Consider the following 15,627-nt stretch of genomic DNA (forward strand, 5'->3'; position numbering starts at 1 on the left):
CGAAGTGCTGCTAGCGGGGGTTGGCGTGGCGATGTGTCTGGGCGGCGGTTGGCTCTGGGTCAGCCGATGGACGAAGGTTCGCCACCTGCTGGACACGCCGACGTCGAAAATACGCTCTGCCGCGCAGGGCTATGTCGAACTCGCCGGTATGTTGGGCGAGGTTGCCGATCTGCCGGTCATGCTGGCGCCGCTGACCGCCAAACCTTGCCTCTGGTGGCGCTATCGGATCGAGGAATACCGCTCCGCAGGCAAGCGCAGCAGCTGGCGGGTCGTCGAACACGGATGCAGCGACCGCCCGCTGCGCTTGAGCGATGCCACCGGTGACTGCCTGATCGACCCGAAGGGCGCCGAGGTATTGCCTGCGCGACGCGACGTCTGGACCGGCGACTTGCGTCATCCCAGAGGGCTGCCGCCGACGGGACTTCTCGCCTGGTTAAGCGGCAATCGCCGCTACCGCTACACCGAAGAACGCCTGCACGCCGGCGAGCCGCTGTACGCCATCGGCGATTTTCGGACCACTGCGGGCGGTCGGCAGGGGCTCGATCTCCATGCGGCGCAAGGACAGGTCGTGAGCGAGTGGAAGGGTGATTACGCCGGCTTGCTGCGGCGTTTCGATAACAATCGCGACGGCCAGCTCGACCACGCGGAGTGGGCGCGGGTTCGACTCGCTGCCGGTCTCGAGGCGGAGCAGCGGCACCGCGTTGCCAGTAGTCGTCCGGCAGAGCATCGGCTTGCACGGCCGACCGAAGCGCTGCCATTCGTGCTTTCCAGCCATGGCGAGGAAGTCCTTGCGCGCCGCTACCGCTGGCAGGCGATCGGTGGCGCTGCGCTGTGCGCTGGCGGTGCCTGGTTGCTGACAACGCAGCTGGCGTTTATCTGATCCACAGCTTGGCGATCTCGGCCGCGCACTGTCATTGGTTAGGGGCTTGTTGGTGTCCGGCCTAACGAGATTTTTTCTCTGCTATCCAGATGGTATGCCGTGTGCCGCGGTTTCCGTGGGCGAATACCTGGACCTCTTCGGCCTTGAAGCCCGCTTTGGCCAAGCGCTGCGAGAAGGCTTGGTCCGCGCTCGCTGACCATACCGCCAACAGGCCTTTCGGACGCAGAGCTTGCGCGCAGGTATCCAAACCCGCTGCTGAATAGAGCCAGCTGTTGTGCTTCTGGGTCAGCCCTTCCGGTCCGTTATCGACATCCAGCATGATCGCGTCGAAGCCTTGAGGTTCGCGCCGTAGCACGTCGGCGACATCATGGTTGAGCACTCGGGTACGCGGATCGTTGATCGGCAGTCCGGCCTTCTCTCCGAGCGATCCGCGGTTCCACTCGATCACGCCGGGCACCAGTTCTGCGACCTGTACTTCGGCATCCTTACCGAGGTGTTTCAACGCCGAGGCCAAAGTGAACCCCATGCCCAGCCCACCGATCAATACCCGAGGCTGTGGACGCTGGGCGATCCGTTCGCAGGGGATTCGCGCAAGGGCATCTTCTGAGCCGTGCATGCGAGTGTTCATCAGTTGGTTGCCATTGCCACCCTGGATCTTGATGACGAAATCGTCACCGTACTCGAACAGGCAGAGGGCGCCGCCGCCGGGGATATCGGCGGTGTCGATCAATACGAAACGCTTCATGCAAGGCTCATCGAAGGGAAAATAAGGAAGCGCAGTGAAAAAGGGCTGCGCCATGGAGGAGTGCGCTCACAGCGGTTCTGAATTGAACGTGCGCTCGAAACGTCTGGATTGGCGAAGCAGGGCGGTCAGTTCGGGGCCCGGTAGGGGCTTGCTGTAGTAATAGCCTTGGCCTTCGTTGCAGCCTTCATCGATGAGATAGCGCTCTTGCTCGGCGGTTTCCACGCCCTCGGCGATCACCAGCATATTGAGACTCTTGCCCAGCTGGATGATCGCTCTGACGATGGTCGTGTCGCCATCATCGGCAGACATGTCGCGCACGAAGCTCTTGTCGATCTTGATCTTGTCCAACGGCAGGCTTTTCAGATAGCTGAGCGAGGAATAGCCGGTGCCGAAGTCGTCGATGGCGATCAGCGCGCCGGAGCGGCGCAGGCTGTGCAGGTTGTGAGTGGCGGCGGCGATGTCTTCCATCAGCCCGGTCTCGGTCACCTCGAGCTCCAGGGTCTCGGGCGGCAACCGATGGTTTTTGAGCAGGGTGTTGATCATTGCTGGCAGTTCGGCATGGTGCAGCTGGACCGTGGAAAGGTTGACGGCCATGCGCAGGTCGTTGAAGCCCTGTTGATGCCACTCGCTCAGCTGTTGGCAGGCCTGATCGAGCACCCATTCGCCGATGGCGATGATGCTGCCGTTCTGCTCTGCGAGGGGAATGAAAATGTCCGGCGGAATCATCTTTCCGCTCGGCTGCGTCCAGCGCAGCAGGGCTTCGACGCCGGTGATGCGCTTCAGTCGATAGTCGATCTGCGGCTGGTAGACCAGATGAAATTCACTGCGTTTGACTGCTTCGGCCAGGTCGTTCTGCAATTCCCGGCGCGTTCGCATTTCGCTGTCGATGCTCGCCACGTAAAACTGGTAGCGGTTGCGCGAGCGGTTCTTGGCCAAGGTCATGGTCTGTTCGGCTTTCTGCAACAGCTTCTCGGTACTGTCGCCATCTTCCGGGTACAGCGTGATACCGATAGTGGCGCGCAGGCGGATGCTTTGCTGATCGAGGGTGACCGGCCGCTCCAGATCGTCGAGTACTTTCTGCGCCAGTTCCGCGGCCTCGTAAGGGTGTTCGCAGCCGAACAGCACCAGCACGAACTGGTCGCCACCCAGGCGGGCAAGGGCGCCGACACGTCCGCTCAGGCTTCGCAGGCGATCGGCTAGCGCGACCAGCAAGCGGTCCCCGCTCTGGTAGCTGAACTGCTCGTTCACGCCCTTGAAGTCGTCCAGCCCGAGGCAGAGCACGGCTACACGGCGTTGCAGCCGGGCGGCCTCGCCGAGAATGTTGTCGAGCTGTTGCTGCAGCTGTTGTCGATTGGGCAGCCCGGTGAGCGGGTCGTACTGGGTCATGCGTTCCAGGCTGCTTTCCGCGGCATGGCGCAGCTGCATGTTGTGCTGGATGGAGGCGAGCAGGCCGTTGGCGGTTTCGACCCAGAGACCCAACTCGTTTCGCTCATGCCCCTTTGGCATCGGCAGTGAATGCTCGCCGGGACGGCTAGGATTAATCCGTGACAGGTGCGCGGTGAGCTTGGTCAGCGGTCGCGTCAACAGCCATTCGTAAATCAGGTAAAGCAACAGACCCAGGGCCAGCGCACGGAGAATGCCGACGAAGAAGATGACGATCGAGTCGCTGATGAATTCCTCTCCATAGGGAGCGGTGTCGAGCGTAATGCGCAGGTCGCCGTAGTATTCGTTGTAAGGAGGGCGACCAATCAGCGGAATCGAGAATTCCTGACTGCGGCCGAGTATCGGATCGGTTAGCCAGCGTGTCGGTGCGGATATGAGTGGGCGGTTTTTGACAGCCAGAGGCTCCTCGCCAGGGTGGGCAATCGATGCTTCTTGAATCGACTCATGCTGAAACAGGCCTTCCATGACCTGTGAGCCCATTTCGCGGTCCAGGCTGTAGATCGCCTGGGCCGAGGGGTCGCGCGTCATGCGCAGGATGCGTTGGGCCTCGGTGCCGATCAGCTGCCGAGTTTTGTAGGCATCGAAAATGATCTGCGCGCAGCTCAATACCAGCCCAACGGCGAGCGCTGACAGCAGAACGATACGGAGTAATTTCCTCGACAGGCTGTTGCGCAATGCAGTCAAAAGAATTTCCTTTTTCCAGGCCGATGCCAGCGCAAGTATTGGTAGTCATTAAGGAAACGTCAAAAGCTGGGGATGCCTATGGGGCAAAACGTTATCAGAACCCTCAATGACCCGCCGAACCTTCCGTCGACCACATCAGGACATAGTGATATGTCGTGCAAGCGGCATGCTAGAGGCTTCGACAAGCATAGTTGGTTCAGATGACTGCGGACGTTTCCTTTACCTCGCAACCCTTGATGACCATACGAATAATCGTATCGGCAGCGGCTTCGTAATCTGCATCGTCGAGAGAGGCTTTTCCCGTCACGGTGGATATCTGCCAGTCGAAATCGGCATAGGTCTGGGTCGCCGCCCAGATGCTGAACAACAGATGATTGGGGTCGACCTTCGCCATCAGTCCCTGATTGATCCAGCCTTGGATGCGAGCCACGTTGTGGCTGGCCTGGGCGTTTAGCTGCTCCGCCCGTTCGGCTGGCAGATGGGGCGCGCCATGCATGATTTCGCTTGCGAATACTTTGGAGGCGCAGGCGTGCTCGCGTGAAATCCGGATTTTGGTGCGGATATAGGCACGTAACACATCGGCGGGTTCGCCGGGCTGATTGAAGGGGGCGGATGCTTGCAGCAGCGGCTCGACGATGCTGTCGAGCACCTCGCGGTAGAGGTTTTCCTTGCTCTTGAAATAGTAATAGACGTTGGGCTTGGGCAGCCCGGCGCGATTGGCGATGTCGCTGGTCTTGCTGGCGGCGAAGCCTTTTTCGGCGAACTCTTCACTGGCAGCGCGCAGGATCAATTCTTTGTTGCGCTCGCGGATACTGGACATAGGGCCTGTTCAATTCACGACCACCCGCCTGGTGGCCAGCCGCGGCATGCTAGCACCGGCCTCCAGACCGTCTCAAGACGGGCCCGTCAATCCGCCTATTTGTGAACAAATGCTTAAGTCTTTGTACACAATTCTAAAAAAACGCTGCTACGCTACTGCCATCAATGCAGCGTCATGGATATCGCCTTTCGCATTTTCCTGCCGGCTCGTCTCAAGCCTGCCGAGCGGGTCGTCCAACTTACAAGGAGTTCCAAATGAAGAAATTTCTTGCGGTCGCCTTGCTGGCGCTTTCAGTGCCTGTAGCCGCCGAGCAAACCTACGTAATCGGCGTCGAGCAGGCAGCATTCATGCCGCACTACAGCGGCGATGCACAAGGCAATTACGGGGGCTTCGCCCGTGAGCTGCTGGATAGTTTCGCCGCGTATAACGGTGTGCGCCTGACATACAAGGTGTTGCCCGCGGACGAGCTGTTGCCGGCGCTGCTGAACGGGCGTGTCGATGCCAAGTATCCCGATAATCCCAACTGGTCCGGACCCGCTAAAGCCGGACATCGTCTGCACTACAGCCAGGCGGTGGTCAATTATGTCGACGGTGTGATGGTGGCGCCGCGGCGTGTGGGGCGAGGTATCGATGAGCTCAGGCGGCTGGCGGTGGTCGATGGCTGGACGCCCTGGGGCTACGAGGACCGGGTCGCGGCCAACCAGATCTTGCTGGTCAGTAGCCAGAACCTGCCGCGCATGGTGCGTCAGGCACTGCTCAAGGATAGCGACGGTGCCTATTACAACGTAGTGGTGGCGGCGCATTACTTGAACAACGTGCGCGCCAAGCCGGGAGCGCTGGTCTTCGATGCCGATCTACCGCACACACGTAGCACCTTTAACCTGTCCAGCCTCAATCATCCCGAACTGATCGAGCATCTCGACCGCTACCTCAAAATCCAGCAGCCCGCCGTCGCCGCGCTCAAAGCCAAGCATCAGGTGGAGGCGAACCTGTCATCGGAATACATCGGCATGGAGCAGTGGAAAATCGAGTTTCTGCAGCGACAGAAGGCCAAGGAAGCCGCCAGCAACTAGCGCATCGGTAGCGACGATCAATTGGCAGCTATGCCCGTTGCGCTGCAAACCTGGTTGCGTCCGCCATTTTTCGCCCGATACAAGGCACGATCGGCGGCGCCCAGCAGAGACTCCAGGTTACCGCCCGGTGACAGTTGGGCTGCGCCTATGCTGACCGTCACTCGCAATGGCGTACCTTCGAAGTCGAATGTCGCAGCCTCGGTGGCTGCACGGATTTTCTCCGCTAGCGCCAGTGCGGTGGCCAGATCGGTGTCCTTGAACATGATCACGAACTCCTCGCCACCCCAGCGCGATATCAAGTCGCTCTGGCGTATTTGTCGGGCCAGTAGCCTGGCGAAGCTGCGCAACAGAAAGTCGCCCCCGAGGTGGCCGTAGGTATCGTTGAACGTCTTGAAGTGGTCGAGATCCAGGATCAGTACGCAAAGGTCGCTACGCTGGCGTTTTGCTTCGAGCATCGCCTGCTCGGCGACCAGGCCGAAGCCGCGCCGGTTGAGCAAGTCGGTCAGCGCATCGTGAATGGCCATGGCCTCGATGCGTTGCAGGTAGCGGCGGCTGATCGAACCGACCAGCCCGAGCACTATCAGCATGACGCTGAATCCGATCAGCAGATTGATCCAAAGGCTGCGCTGTACCGGCGCCATGACGTTGCTTTCGCGCTTGTCCACCATCAGATACCACTTCAACTCGGGGATGTAGCGGATGTTGATGAAATGCTGCTCGCCATCGCTTCGGTAAAGGAACGAGCCGGTCCGCAGCTCGGGTAACTGCTGCTTGAGGTCGGCCAGTGCGGGGATATCGCTCAGATGAGCACCGCGCGGAATCTCTTCCGACCCAGCTTCGCTACCGGTTACGACGACGTTCTGCTGGCTGTCGACGAAGTAAATGGTGCGCTGATAGCGCCGTTGATAGGTATCCATCAGATGACGCATGCGATCCAGACTCATACCGACCCCGGCCACACCGAGGAACGAGCCATCACTTGCTGTCATTCGATAGTTGAGAAACAGGGTCAGACGCCGGATGTCCACGACAACTTCCCAAGGCGTCCCGGCACCTTCGAAACGGTAGAACCAGTGGTGCGCCGGCTCATCGGGCCGCATGGGCTGGTGTGCATCATCGGTGTAGTAGATCTGCGAGCGATCAGAGGCGAAGAAGGCGTTTGACGTGTCGTAACGCTTCTTGATGGCTTGAAGGTAGCGAGTGATCAGCTTCGTGTTGCGCTCACCCTGATCCACCCAGTCGAGCAGCAACGGATCTTCGGCCATGGCGGAGGCGACCTGGACCAGCTTGACCAGATCCTTTTGCAGTTCCAGGGAGATCACGTCTGCCGTCAAGGGAAGCTCGGTGCCGATGATGCTGTGGCGAATGGTGTCGCGCGACGCGAAGTAATTGGCGATGGTCGCGATCAAGAAGCCTAGCCCAATGATGAAGGCAAGCAGCGTCAACAGCGTGGTCTGCTTCAGATTCGGTTGATACATCCATTCCCCTTGTAGCCGACTAATGCTGGCGAGGCGCTTTGCCTGGGCGCGATTGCCGAGCCGCCGGACGGTATCTAAAGGCATCAGAAACCTGGCCGATAGCCATTTAAGCTCTAGAAGCTAATATTTCGTATACATTTCAGCAATGAAATGTGTACGTTAAGAAAAAACAAAGCGAGATACCTCCATGCCTTTCATGCGACGCAGTATTCAGTGGCAGTTGATCGTGAGTATGGGGGCGGCCCTGCTCACAAGTATTCTGATCGTCATCGCCGTTTATTCCTCGGCGGTCAATCGCCTGGCGGAACGCTATCTGATCGGAGAAGCGCTGCCAGCCAACGTCACAGCGATCCGTAACGATATCCAACGCACCCTGGCGGAGCCGATCACCGCGACGAGCGGCATTGCCGGCAATATCTTCGTGCAGGAGTGGATGCGCGATGGCGAGAGCGCGGACCAGGCGGCCGCTATCAGCCGCTACCTCGACGGTGTGAAGATGCAGCAGAACGCGCTGACGACCTCTGTCGTGGTGCTGGAGAGCGGCAACTACTACTCCGAGACGGGCCTGTCACGTACGCTCAACCGCAGTGCTGCTGCCGACAGCTGGTTCTACAGCCTGATCGACGGCAACATCGAACAGCGCATCGAGATCGACATCGACAAGGCCTCGCGCCAGCCAACGCTGTTCATCAATCAACGCATCAGTTCCGGTGGAAAGATCCTCGGCGTGGCGGGGCTTGGATACAGCCTGAAAAGCATGTCCGAGCTGATCAGCAATTTCCGTTTCGGCGAGCGTGGGAATGTCTATCTGGTCGGCAGCGATGGCCGGGTCAAGGTTCATCCGGCTACCGAGCACAATGATCGTACCGAGCTTCGCACCTTGACCGGCGCGCAAGCGGCCCAGGAACTGCTTGCCGGCGCCAACAAGGCGATACGTTTCGAGCGTGACGGCGAGGTCATCCTTGCAGTGGCCCAACCGATCGAAGGCCTGGGCTGGTTACTGGTAAGCGAGGTTCCCGAGGCGGAGATCTTCGGTGAAGCGCGACGTACGCTGTGGACCATCAGCCTGATCGCCGCCTGTATCGCGCTGTTCTTCCTGGGGCTGGTGGTACTGCTGGCACGCGGGCTGGTCCGGCCTATTCGCCAGGTGACCTCGGCGCTAGTGGAAATCGGTGGCGGTGGTGGCGACCTGACCCGTCGGCTTGACGAGAGCCGTGCCGATGAGCTGGGTGACCTGGCGCGTGGCTTCAACCGTTTCATTGGCAGCCTGCGCGGTCTTATCGGCGACGTGCTGAGTACCAGCCAGCAGTTGCGTACCGCGGTGGGACAGGTGGCGGAAGTGGTCGACAACACCGCAACTCGTGCCGAGCGCCAGAACGAGATGACCGACATGGTCGCCACAGCCGTCAACGAAATGGGTCTGACGGTGCAGGAGATCGCCCGCAACGCCAGCAGCGCCGCGCACGCCTCGCAAGGTGCGCGTGATGAGGCGCTGCAGGCGGGCAAGGTGGTTGGAGAGTCCATCGCGCACATCGAGAAGATGTCCGGTGAGATTGGCCATGCCGCTGAATCGGTCACCGATCTGGCTCAGCAGGTGGCGTCCATCGATAAGGTGCTGGCCGTGATCCGCAGCATCTCGGAACAGACCAACCTGCTGGCGCTTAATGCCGCCATCGAAGCGGCACGTGCCGGAGAAATGGGACGTGGCTTCGCGGTCGTCGCCGATGAGGTGCGCACCCTGGCCAGTCGCACCCAGGCATCGACAGATGAAATTCAGCAGATGATTCAAGGCCTCAAGAGCGGTGCGGACAACGCGGTCAGCTCGATGCATGCCGGACAGGCTGCCACCGGTACCGGTGTGCAAGCCAGCCAGCTTACCGGCCAGTCATTGAACGCCATCACCGAGCAGGTCGAAGCGATCAGCGACATGAACGCTCAGGTGGCTGCGGCGACCGAAGAGCAGAGCAGCGTGACCGAAGAAATCACTCGCAACGTCCAGGGTATCGCCGACCTCGCCCAGGCGACTGCCAGCGATGTGCAGGGTTGCCGCGAGGACTGTCATGCGCTGAGTCGCCTGGCGGACGATCTGAGCCGGCAGATGGGCAGTTTCAAGTTGTGATGAGCGAAGGGCGCCGGGGAGAACTGGCGCCCTTCATTTACAGGATGAGTATGTCCGGCAAATGAATCGTGCAGAAACAAAGAAGGCAGCCATCGGCTGCCTTCTTTGTATTCATCAACTGACCGTATCGTCAGAAGTGCGCTTTCACCAGCAAGCTAAAGGTGTTCTGGTCGGTTGGGCCAACGAAGTTCTCACTAACGAACCCGCCGTCCTCGATGCCATATTTGTTGGACCAGTAGTCGTACTCGATACCCACGTAGAGCTTGCCGGGCTCGCCGTCGAGCGCCTTGCCCAAGTCATATTTGATCTGCGGGTTGATGTGCAGGTTTTTCGAGATGAAATCGCCGCGGCTCTCGGAGCCGGCATCGTTGACTACCCAGTCGATATAACCATCGAAGAGAATGTCGGACTTGCCTACCGGGAAAGTCATGGCCCAAGTCGGGGTGACCTGCCATTGGCCGGACGGTTTGCCTGTGGTGCCGTCGGGCTTGCGGTAGTAGACGTTGATCGCCAGACGATCGAAGCCTGGCACATCCAGGTCGACGGCCGGGCCAAGCAAGTAGTTCTGGTTCGGGACCCCGTCGGTGCTTTCGCCGCGCTCGTAAGTGGCTGCCAGGAGCACATCCTTGATCGGGCCGAAGGACATTTCCTGACCCGTGATCTTGCCCAATGACAGGCGCGGGGCAAACTCGCCGTAGTAGGTATGCCCATCACTGCCGCTGACGCCGTTGTACCAGATGTTATCGACGAACAGGAACATGTCGCCCCAACTCCAGCCGCTGGCATGTTCGAACGTGATCGTCTGCTGGATATCTGGGTTGATCTTGAAATCCTTGCCGTACAGGTACGTCAGGCTGTTGTTCTGCCAATGCATCTCGGCGAAGGCCGGAGCGGCAAGCAGACTGCCAGCCAGCGCCAGCGAAAGAGGAGCGAGTTTGAAGTTCATGCGGAGTGCCCTTTGGTTTTGTTGTTGTGAATGCAGTGCTGCCAGGGCACCGTGGTGCCCTGGCGCCAGGGCTGATCAGCCCGTTGGTGTCAGGTGCGCTGAGGGATCGTTGCTGGTCGCCTTCGGTGCAACCTTCGAATAATCCGGGATGTTGACCGCCAGGGTATTGGTGCCGACCGAATCCTCGATCAGGTTGTCGGGGTCATAGTCGTCCAGTTCCTCCGGTTCGCGAGGCAGGATGAAATTGAGCAGGATTGCGCTGAAGGCGCCAATGGTAATCGGCGAGCCGAAGATGTTCTTCAATACCTCGGGCAGATTGTTCAGCACATCCGGTACCGCAGCCACGCCCAGCCCGAGACCCAATGAGATGGCGACGATGAGCATGTTGCGGCGGTTCAGGCCTGCTTCGGCGAGGATCTTGATCCCGGCGATCGCGACAGTGCCGAACATGATCAGCGTGGCACCGCCGAGGACCGGTTTGGGCATCAACTGCAGTACGCCGCCCACTGCCGGGAACAGCGCCAGCAGAATCAAGATGCCAGCGATATACAGCCCGACATGGCGGCTGGCGACGCCGGTCAGTTGGATCACACCGTTGTTCTGGCTGAAAGTCGTCATCGGCAGGCTGTTGAAGGTTGCCGCCAGCAGCGAACTGCAGCCGTCGCCCAGGATGCCACCCTTGATGCGCTTCATGTACAGGGGACCCTTGACCGGCTGGCGCGAAATCATCGAGTTGGCTGTCAGGTCACCCGCAGTTTCCAGAGGTGTGATCAGGAAAATCACTGCGATCGGAATGAAGGCCATCCAGTCGAAGGCGAAGCCGAACTTGAACGGCTGCGGCACGCTAACTGCCGGGAGCGCCGCGAGACTTGAAAAATCCACCATGCCCATCATCCAGGCAGCAAAGTAGCCTACCGCCAAGGCGACGATCACTGCCGACAGCCGCAGCAGTGGCATACCGAAGCGGTTGAGCAGAATGATAGTGCCAAGCACTAGCCCAGCCAGCGCCAGGTTGTGCAGCTCGCCTGGGTTTTCAACCCCGTAGCCGCCGGCAATATCCGTCATCGAAACCTTGATCAGCGACAGGCCCATCAGACAGATGATGGTGCCGGTAACCACCGGCGTGATGATCCGGCGTAGTCGATGGATGCACTGACTTACCCCGATCTCCACGAAGGCGGCGCAGAAACCGACACCGAACAGCGTGGCCAGGATTTCTTCGGGGCTGCCGCCGCGACCCTTGACGATGAAGCCTGCCGCCAGGATCACGCTGAGAAAGCCGAAACTGGTGCCCTGTAAGCAGAGCATGCCAGCGCCGACCGGGCCAACCCGTTTGGCCTGGATAAAGGTGCCGAGGCCGGACACGAACAGCGCCATGCTCACCAGATAGGGCACGTATTCGCCCAGACCAAGCACGCTGCCAATGATCAGGGTCGGAGTGATGACGCCAACGAAACTGGCCAGCACGTGCTGGATGGCGGCAAATGTGGCGGGAAGCGGACCCGGGCGATCCTCGAGTTGATAGATCAGGTCCTGGTTGGGAGCGTCACCGCTCCTGGATTCGGTTGCGGTCATGGTCAAGCCTGCCATTAGTTATTGTTCGGTCATGGGCTTTGGGGCTGCACGGACCCCGATCGCTGGTCGCCGAAAGTTGTTCCGGCGGTCAGGATGAGCTGACTATAGCAACCTGTGAACATGCGGTTAAACAATTAATTTCAATATTGTGCACAATTTCGACGAGCGCAAATAGAAGACGAGCGGCGCCCGATCGGGTGGGTAGTGCGGTTGGTTTAGCGCTGGCGTTAGTGTCCGGCAGGGTGGTGCAGTTTGGTGGCGAGCTTTCGTCGGCGCCGCGTTCCGTCGCGGCGCGCTCCGTCATGGATCAGTGTTGAGCCGCACCGGTCAGCGCATTGCGCTCCGGCCCGCCGAGCACGTTGAACAGCAGGTTCAGCGTCACTGCGCTGATGGTGGCTACGGCGATTCCGCTGTGGGTGATGGGCTCCATCCAGTGCGGCAGGTGCGCGAAGAACTCGGGACGGACTACAGGCACCATGCCCAGACCGATGCTCACCGCGACCAGCAGCTGGTTGCGACGGTCACCGATATCGGCTTCCTGCAGAATCTTGATGCCCGTGGCTGCGACCATGCCGAACATGGCGATGCCGGCGCCGCCCAAGACCGCCGCAGGAATCGAGGCGACCATGAACGCGGCCTTTGGAAGCAGGCTAAGGCTGATCAGGAACAGTCCGGCAACGGCGGTCACGTAGCGGCTGCGCACGCCGGTCATCTGCACCAGGCCGATGTTCTGCGCGAACGACGAATGCGTGAAGGTGTTCATGAAGCCGGCAAAGAAAGTCGCACCGGCATCGCACAGCAGGCCGCGGCGCAGCTGCCTGGGGTCGACTTCCTGTCCCGTGATCTTGCCCAGCGCGAGAAACATACCGGCCGACTCGACGAATATGATCACCACCACCAGACACATCGAGAGGATCGGTGCGAGGAGGAATTGCGGTGCGCCGAAGTGATTCGGCGTGACCACCTGGAACGCCGGCGCCGAGTTGATGCCCGACAGGTTGACCATTCCCAGGCTGGCCGCCAGCACGTAACCCAACGCCATGCCCACCAGTACCGAGACGTTGACCCAGAAGCCGCGCATGAATTGGTTGATCAGCAAAATCACAGTCAACACCGCAGCCGCCACGCCGAGATAGGGCAAGGCGCCGAACTGGCCGGTGGTGCTGCCGCCGCCGGCCCAGTTCACTGCTACGGGGAACAGCGATAGGCCGATGGCGGTAATCACCGTGCCGGTCACCAGCGGCGGAAAAAGACGGACGATCTTGGAGACGAAGGGTGCGATCAGCAGCCCGAAGAAGCCGGCGGCGATGGTCGCGCCGAAGATACCCGTCATGCCGACACCGGGCATGCCGGCCATGACAACCATGCTGCTGACCGCAGCGAAACTGGCGCCCATCATCACCGGCATGCGAATGCCGACCGGACCGATCCCCATGGATTGAACGATCGTGGCAATACCCGCCACCAGTAGATCGGCATTGATCAGGAAAGCGATTTCCTCGCGAGAAAGGCCGGCAGCCTGGCCGACGATCAGCGGTACGGCGACAGCCCCGCCATACATCAGCAATACGTGCTGAAAACTCACCAGCAGCATCTGCAACAAAGGCAGCTGCTTTTCTGTAACGGGCGCGGTTTCCCGCTGGGTTACATCGTTCATGCAAAACACCTCGGACGCTTTTGTTATTGGATGTCGCGTGGCCCCGCTGAACGTGCGGGACTGATATTCGAGCTGTGATTCTGCTAGGGCAGAACCCTGTTACGGCTATTCATGAGGTAGTAATGGATAAAAAAAAGCCGCGCTCGAAAGCGCGGCCTGCGGGCACGATCAGTTGATCTGCGCGCCCTTGTCGATCCAGGCACCGAGCAAGTCGCGCTCTTCCTGAGTCATGTTGGTCATGTTGCCCAGCGGCATGATCTGGCTGGCCACGGTCTGCGCATGAATCTTCGCGGCCTGCAGTTTGATCTGCTCAGGCGTGTCGAACATGACCCCGGCGGGTGGCGCGCTGAATAGCGGGCTGCTCGGCTGGGCGGCATGGCACACAGTGCAGCGCTCGTTGATCACCTGCTTGACCTCGGCGAACTCGCTATTGCCGGCTTCGGCGCTCGCGGTGCCGCTTTGCTGCGCGGACATGCTCGCTTGCTCCGGGGAGGTGGCGGCCAGGTTGGGTGCAGCGGGCTGGCGGTTCGGCGACAGCACGAAAGCCAGGCAGATCATGCCGACTGCGGCGGCGGGCAAGGCCCAGGCGAAGCGGTTGCTGTCGTGGCGGGTGTTGAAGTAGTGGCGTACCAGTACCGACAACGCGCCGAGTGCGGCCAGGATCAACCAGTTGTACTGGCTGCCGTAGGTGCTCGGGAAGTGGTTGCTGATCATGATGAACAGCACCGGCAGGGTGAAATAGTTGTTGTGACGCGAGCGCAGCAGACCCTTGGCCGGCAACAGCGGATCGGGCGTGCGGTTCTGCTCGATGGCGGCGACCAGTGCGCGCTGGGCCGGCATGATGATACGGAACACGTTGCCGACCATGATGGTGCCGATCAGTGCGCCGGTATGGATGTAGGCAGCGCGACCGCTGAAGATCTGCGAATAGCCCCAGCAAGCGGCGATCACCAGAACGAACAGGACCAGGCCGAGCAGCGCCGGTGTCTTGCCCAGTGGCGAGTCGCAGAGCAGGTCATAGATGAACCAGCCGACGATCAGCGAACCGAAGCCAATGGCGACCGCTGCAGCGGGAGAGAGGTCGCTGCCTGGCAGAACCAGGTAAAGGCTGGGGTTGAGATAATAGACCACCATCAGCAGGGCGACGCCCGATAGCCAGGTGGTATAGGCCTCCCACTTGAACCAGTGCAGGTTCTCCGGCATTTGCGGCGGTGCGAGTTTGTATTTTTCCAGGTGGTAGATACCACCGCCGTGGATCGCCCAGAGATCGCCGGACAGGCCTTCTCGGGGGTTGGCACGGTTAAGGTTGTTTTCCAGCCAGACGAAGTAGAACGAGGCACCGATCCAGGCGATACCGACGATCATATGAATCCAGCGAATACTCAGGTTCAGCCATTCGGTCAGATGTGCTTCCACGATAATTACCTCTTGCACGGCTGGCGCACCAGCCGGTTGTTTCTTCTTATTCGACTCGTTGCAAGTGTTCCGCTTGTTCGGCGGCGCGTATGTCCGGCGTCGGTCGTGCGCGGCAACCGTGCCGGCGTGGCGCTTGGTCGATCAATCGGTCGCTTGCTCGGAGTCCCGGTGGGGGTCGAGGAGAACCAGCTCGTCCTCGGTGAAAAAATGCTCGTCGCAGTTGTTGCCAGAACCGCTGCGATCGACCACCAGGAATTCATCCCGCTTTTCGATCGTCAGCACCGGGTGGTGCCAGACGCCGCGGTGGTAATTGACGCCCTGCCTGCCGTTGCTGCGGAAGGCGCGGACGTGTCCCGGTACAGGTGCATCGCCAAGTGGCGCGACCACGACCAGAAAGGGGTTGCCGAGCAGCGGAATGAACGCCTGGCTGCCCAGCGGATGTCGTTCGAGCATGCGAATGGCCAGCGGCATCTCCAACGCGTCGGCGGCGAAGATGCTGATGATGGCCTGGTCTTCCGGCTGCGCGGTCTCTACCGACGCCAGCTTGTGATAGCGGCGGGTGGAACCGTTGTTGATCATGAAGTAGTCGCTGCCTTCGGTTTCGATCACATCACCGAAAGGGGCGAAGGCTTCCTTGGTCAACGGTTCGATCTTGAGTGTGCGCATGGCTGGTGCTCGTTGTTGAATTATGTATGGTCGAGGCCCTATCCGTAGGGTGGGCCGGGCGGCGCTCCGCTTCAGCCCACCGTAACAAGGCCGGCTGTATGCATGGTGGGCTGAAGCCCACCCTA

The 15,627-nt window shown here is 60.3% G+C and carries 12 protein-coding genes and 1 pseudogene; 4 read left to right on the plus strand and 9 right to left on the minus strand.

All coding sequences use genetic code 11. The features are described 5' to 3' along the window. Window positions 1-31: 31 nt before the first annotated feature. Entirely contained in the window at window positions 32-880 is an 849-nt protein-coding gene (locus E0D86_RS16000) for a GIDE domain-containing protein (protein ID WP_131651260.1), read from the plus strand. Window positions 881-941: 61 nt separating this feature from the next. Here the strand turns inward: E0D86_RS16000 and E0D86_RS16005 are convergent, their stop codons facing one another. From E0D86_RS16005 to E0D86_RS16015, 3 genes are all read right to left on the minus strand, one after another. After that, complete coding sequence (locus tag E0D86_RS16005; RefSeq protein ID WP_131651037.1) at window positions 942-1,625, minus strand: spermidine synthase; 684 nt, start codon at window positions 1,623-1,625, stop codon at window positions 942-944. A gap of 66 nt (window positions 1,626-1,691) precedes the next feature. Next, complete coding sequence (locus E0D86_RS16010; protein ID WP_177493062.1) at window positions 1,692-3,752, minus strand: bifunctional diguanylate cyclase/phosphodiesterase; 2,061 nt, start codon at window positions 3,750-3,752, stop codon at window positions 1,692-1,694. 196 nt (window positions 3,753-3,948) lie between these two features. Continuing rightward, entirely contained in the window at window positions 3,949-4,572 is a 624-nt protein-coding gene (locus tag E0D86_RS16015) for a TetR/AcrR family transcriptional regulator (protein ID WP_131651039.1), read from the minus strand. Window positions 4,573-4,826: 254 nt separating this feature from the next. Between E0D86_RS16015 and E0D86_RS16020 the strand changes: the two genes are divergently transcribed. Continuing rightward, on the plus strand, window positions 4,827-5,645 hold the full coding sequence (locus E0D86_RS16020; RefSeq protein WP_131651040.1) for an ABC transporter substrate-binding protein: 819 nt from the start codon (window positions 4,827-4,829) through the stop codon (window positions 5,643-5,645). A 17-nt stretch (window positions 5,646-5,662) separates the two neighbouring features. Here the strand turns inward: E0D86_RS16020 and E0D86_RS16025 are convergent, their stop codons facing one another. Then, entirely contained in the window at window positions 5,663-7,123 is a 1,461-nt protein-coding gene (locus E0D86_RS16025; protein ID WP_165914253.1) for a diguanylate cyclase, read from the minus strand. A 232-nt stretch (window positions 7,124-7,355) separates the two neighbouring features. On the opposite strand from E0D86_RS16025, the pseudogene E0D86_RS22020 reads away from it, so the two are divergent. Together E0D86_RS22020 and E0D86_RS22025 are read left to right on the plus strand one after the other, a co-directional pair. Further along, window positions 7,356-8,384 (plus strand): annotated as a pseudogene (locus tag E0D86_RS22020) (cache domain-containing protein); the annotation flags it as partial. Between the two features lie 129 nt (window positions 8,385-8,513). After that, on the plus strand, window positions 8,514-9,242 hold the full coding sequence (locus tag E0D86_RS22025; protein ID WP_371924087.1) for a methyl-accepting chemotaxis protein: 729 nt from the start codon (window positions 8,514-8,516) through the stop codon (window positions 9,240-9,242). A gap of 130 nt (window positions 9,243-9,372) precedes the next feature. Here E0D86_RS22025 and E0D86_RS16035 read toward each other — a convergent pair whose 3' ends face one another. The 5 genes from E0D86_RS16035 to E0D86_RS16055 form a co-directional block, all read right to left on the minus strand. Beyond that, on the minus strand, window positions 9,373-10,188 hold the full coding sequence (locus E0D86_RS16035) for an outer membrane protein OmpK (RefSeq protein WP_131651043.1): 816 nt from the start codon (window positions 10,186-10,188) through the stop codon (window positions 9,373-9,375). Between the two features lie 75 nt (window positions 10,189-10,263). Further along, the gene (locus E0D86_RS16040; RefSeq protein ID WP_131651044.1) at window positions 10,264-11,763 is read right to left on the minus strand and encodes a uracil-xanthine permease family protein; all 1,500 of its coding nucleotides are present in this window, start codon (window positions 11,761-11,763) and stop codon (window positions 10,264-10,266) included. A gap of 307 nt (window positions 11,764-12,070) precedes the next feature. Continuing rightward, window positions 12,071-13,420, minus strand: coding sequence for a nucleobase:cation symporter-2 family protein (locus E0D86_RS16045; protein WP_131651045.1), 1,350 nt, complete (start codon window positions 13,418-13,420; stop codon window positions 12,071-12,073). 168 nt (window positions 13,421-13,588) lie between these two features. Then, entirely contained in the window at window positions 13,589-14,836 is a 1,248-nt protein-coding gene (locus E0D86_RS16050) for a urate hydroxylase PuuD (RefSeq protein ID WP_131651046.1), read from the minus strand. Window positions 14,837-14,977: 141 nt separating this feature from the next. Continuing rightward, window positions 14,978-15,502, minus strand: a complete 525-nt coding sequence (locus E0D86_RS16055) for an ureidoglycolate lyase (protein ID WP_131651047.1) — start codon at window positions 15,500-15,502, stop codon at window positions 14,978-14,980. Between the last annotated feature and the right edge of the window lie 125 nt (window positions 15,503-15,627).

Origin of the sequence: Pseudomonas sp. IC_126 (assembly GCF_004331835.1) — a bacterium.
GTDB lineage: Bacteria > Pseudomonadota > Gammaproteobacteria > Pseudomonadales > Pseudomonadaceae > Stutzerimonas.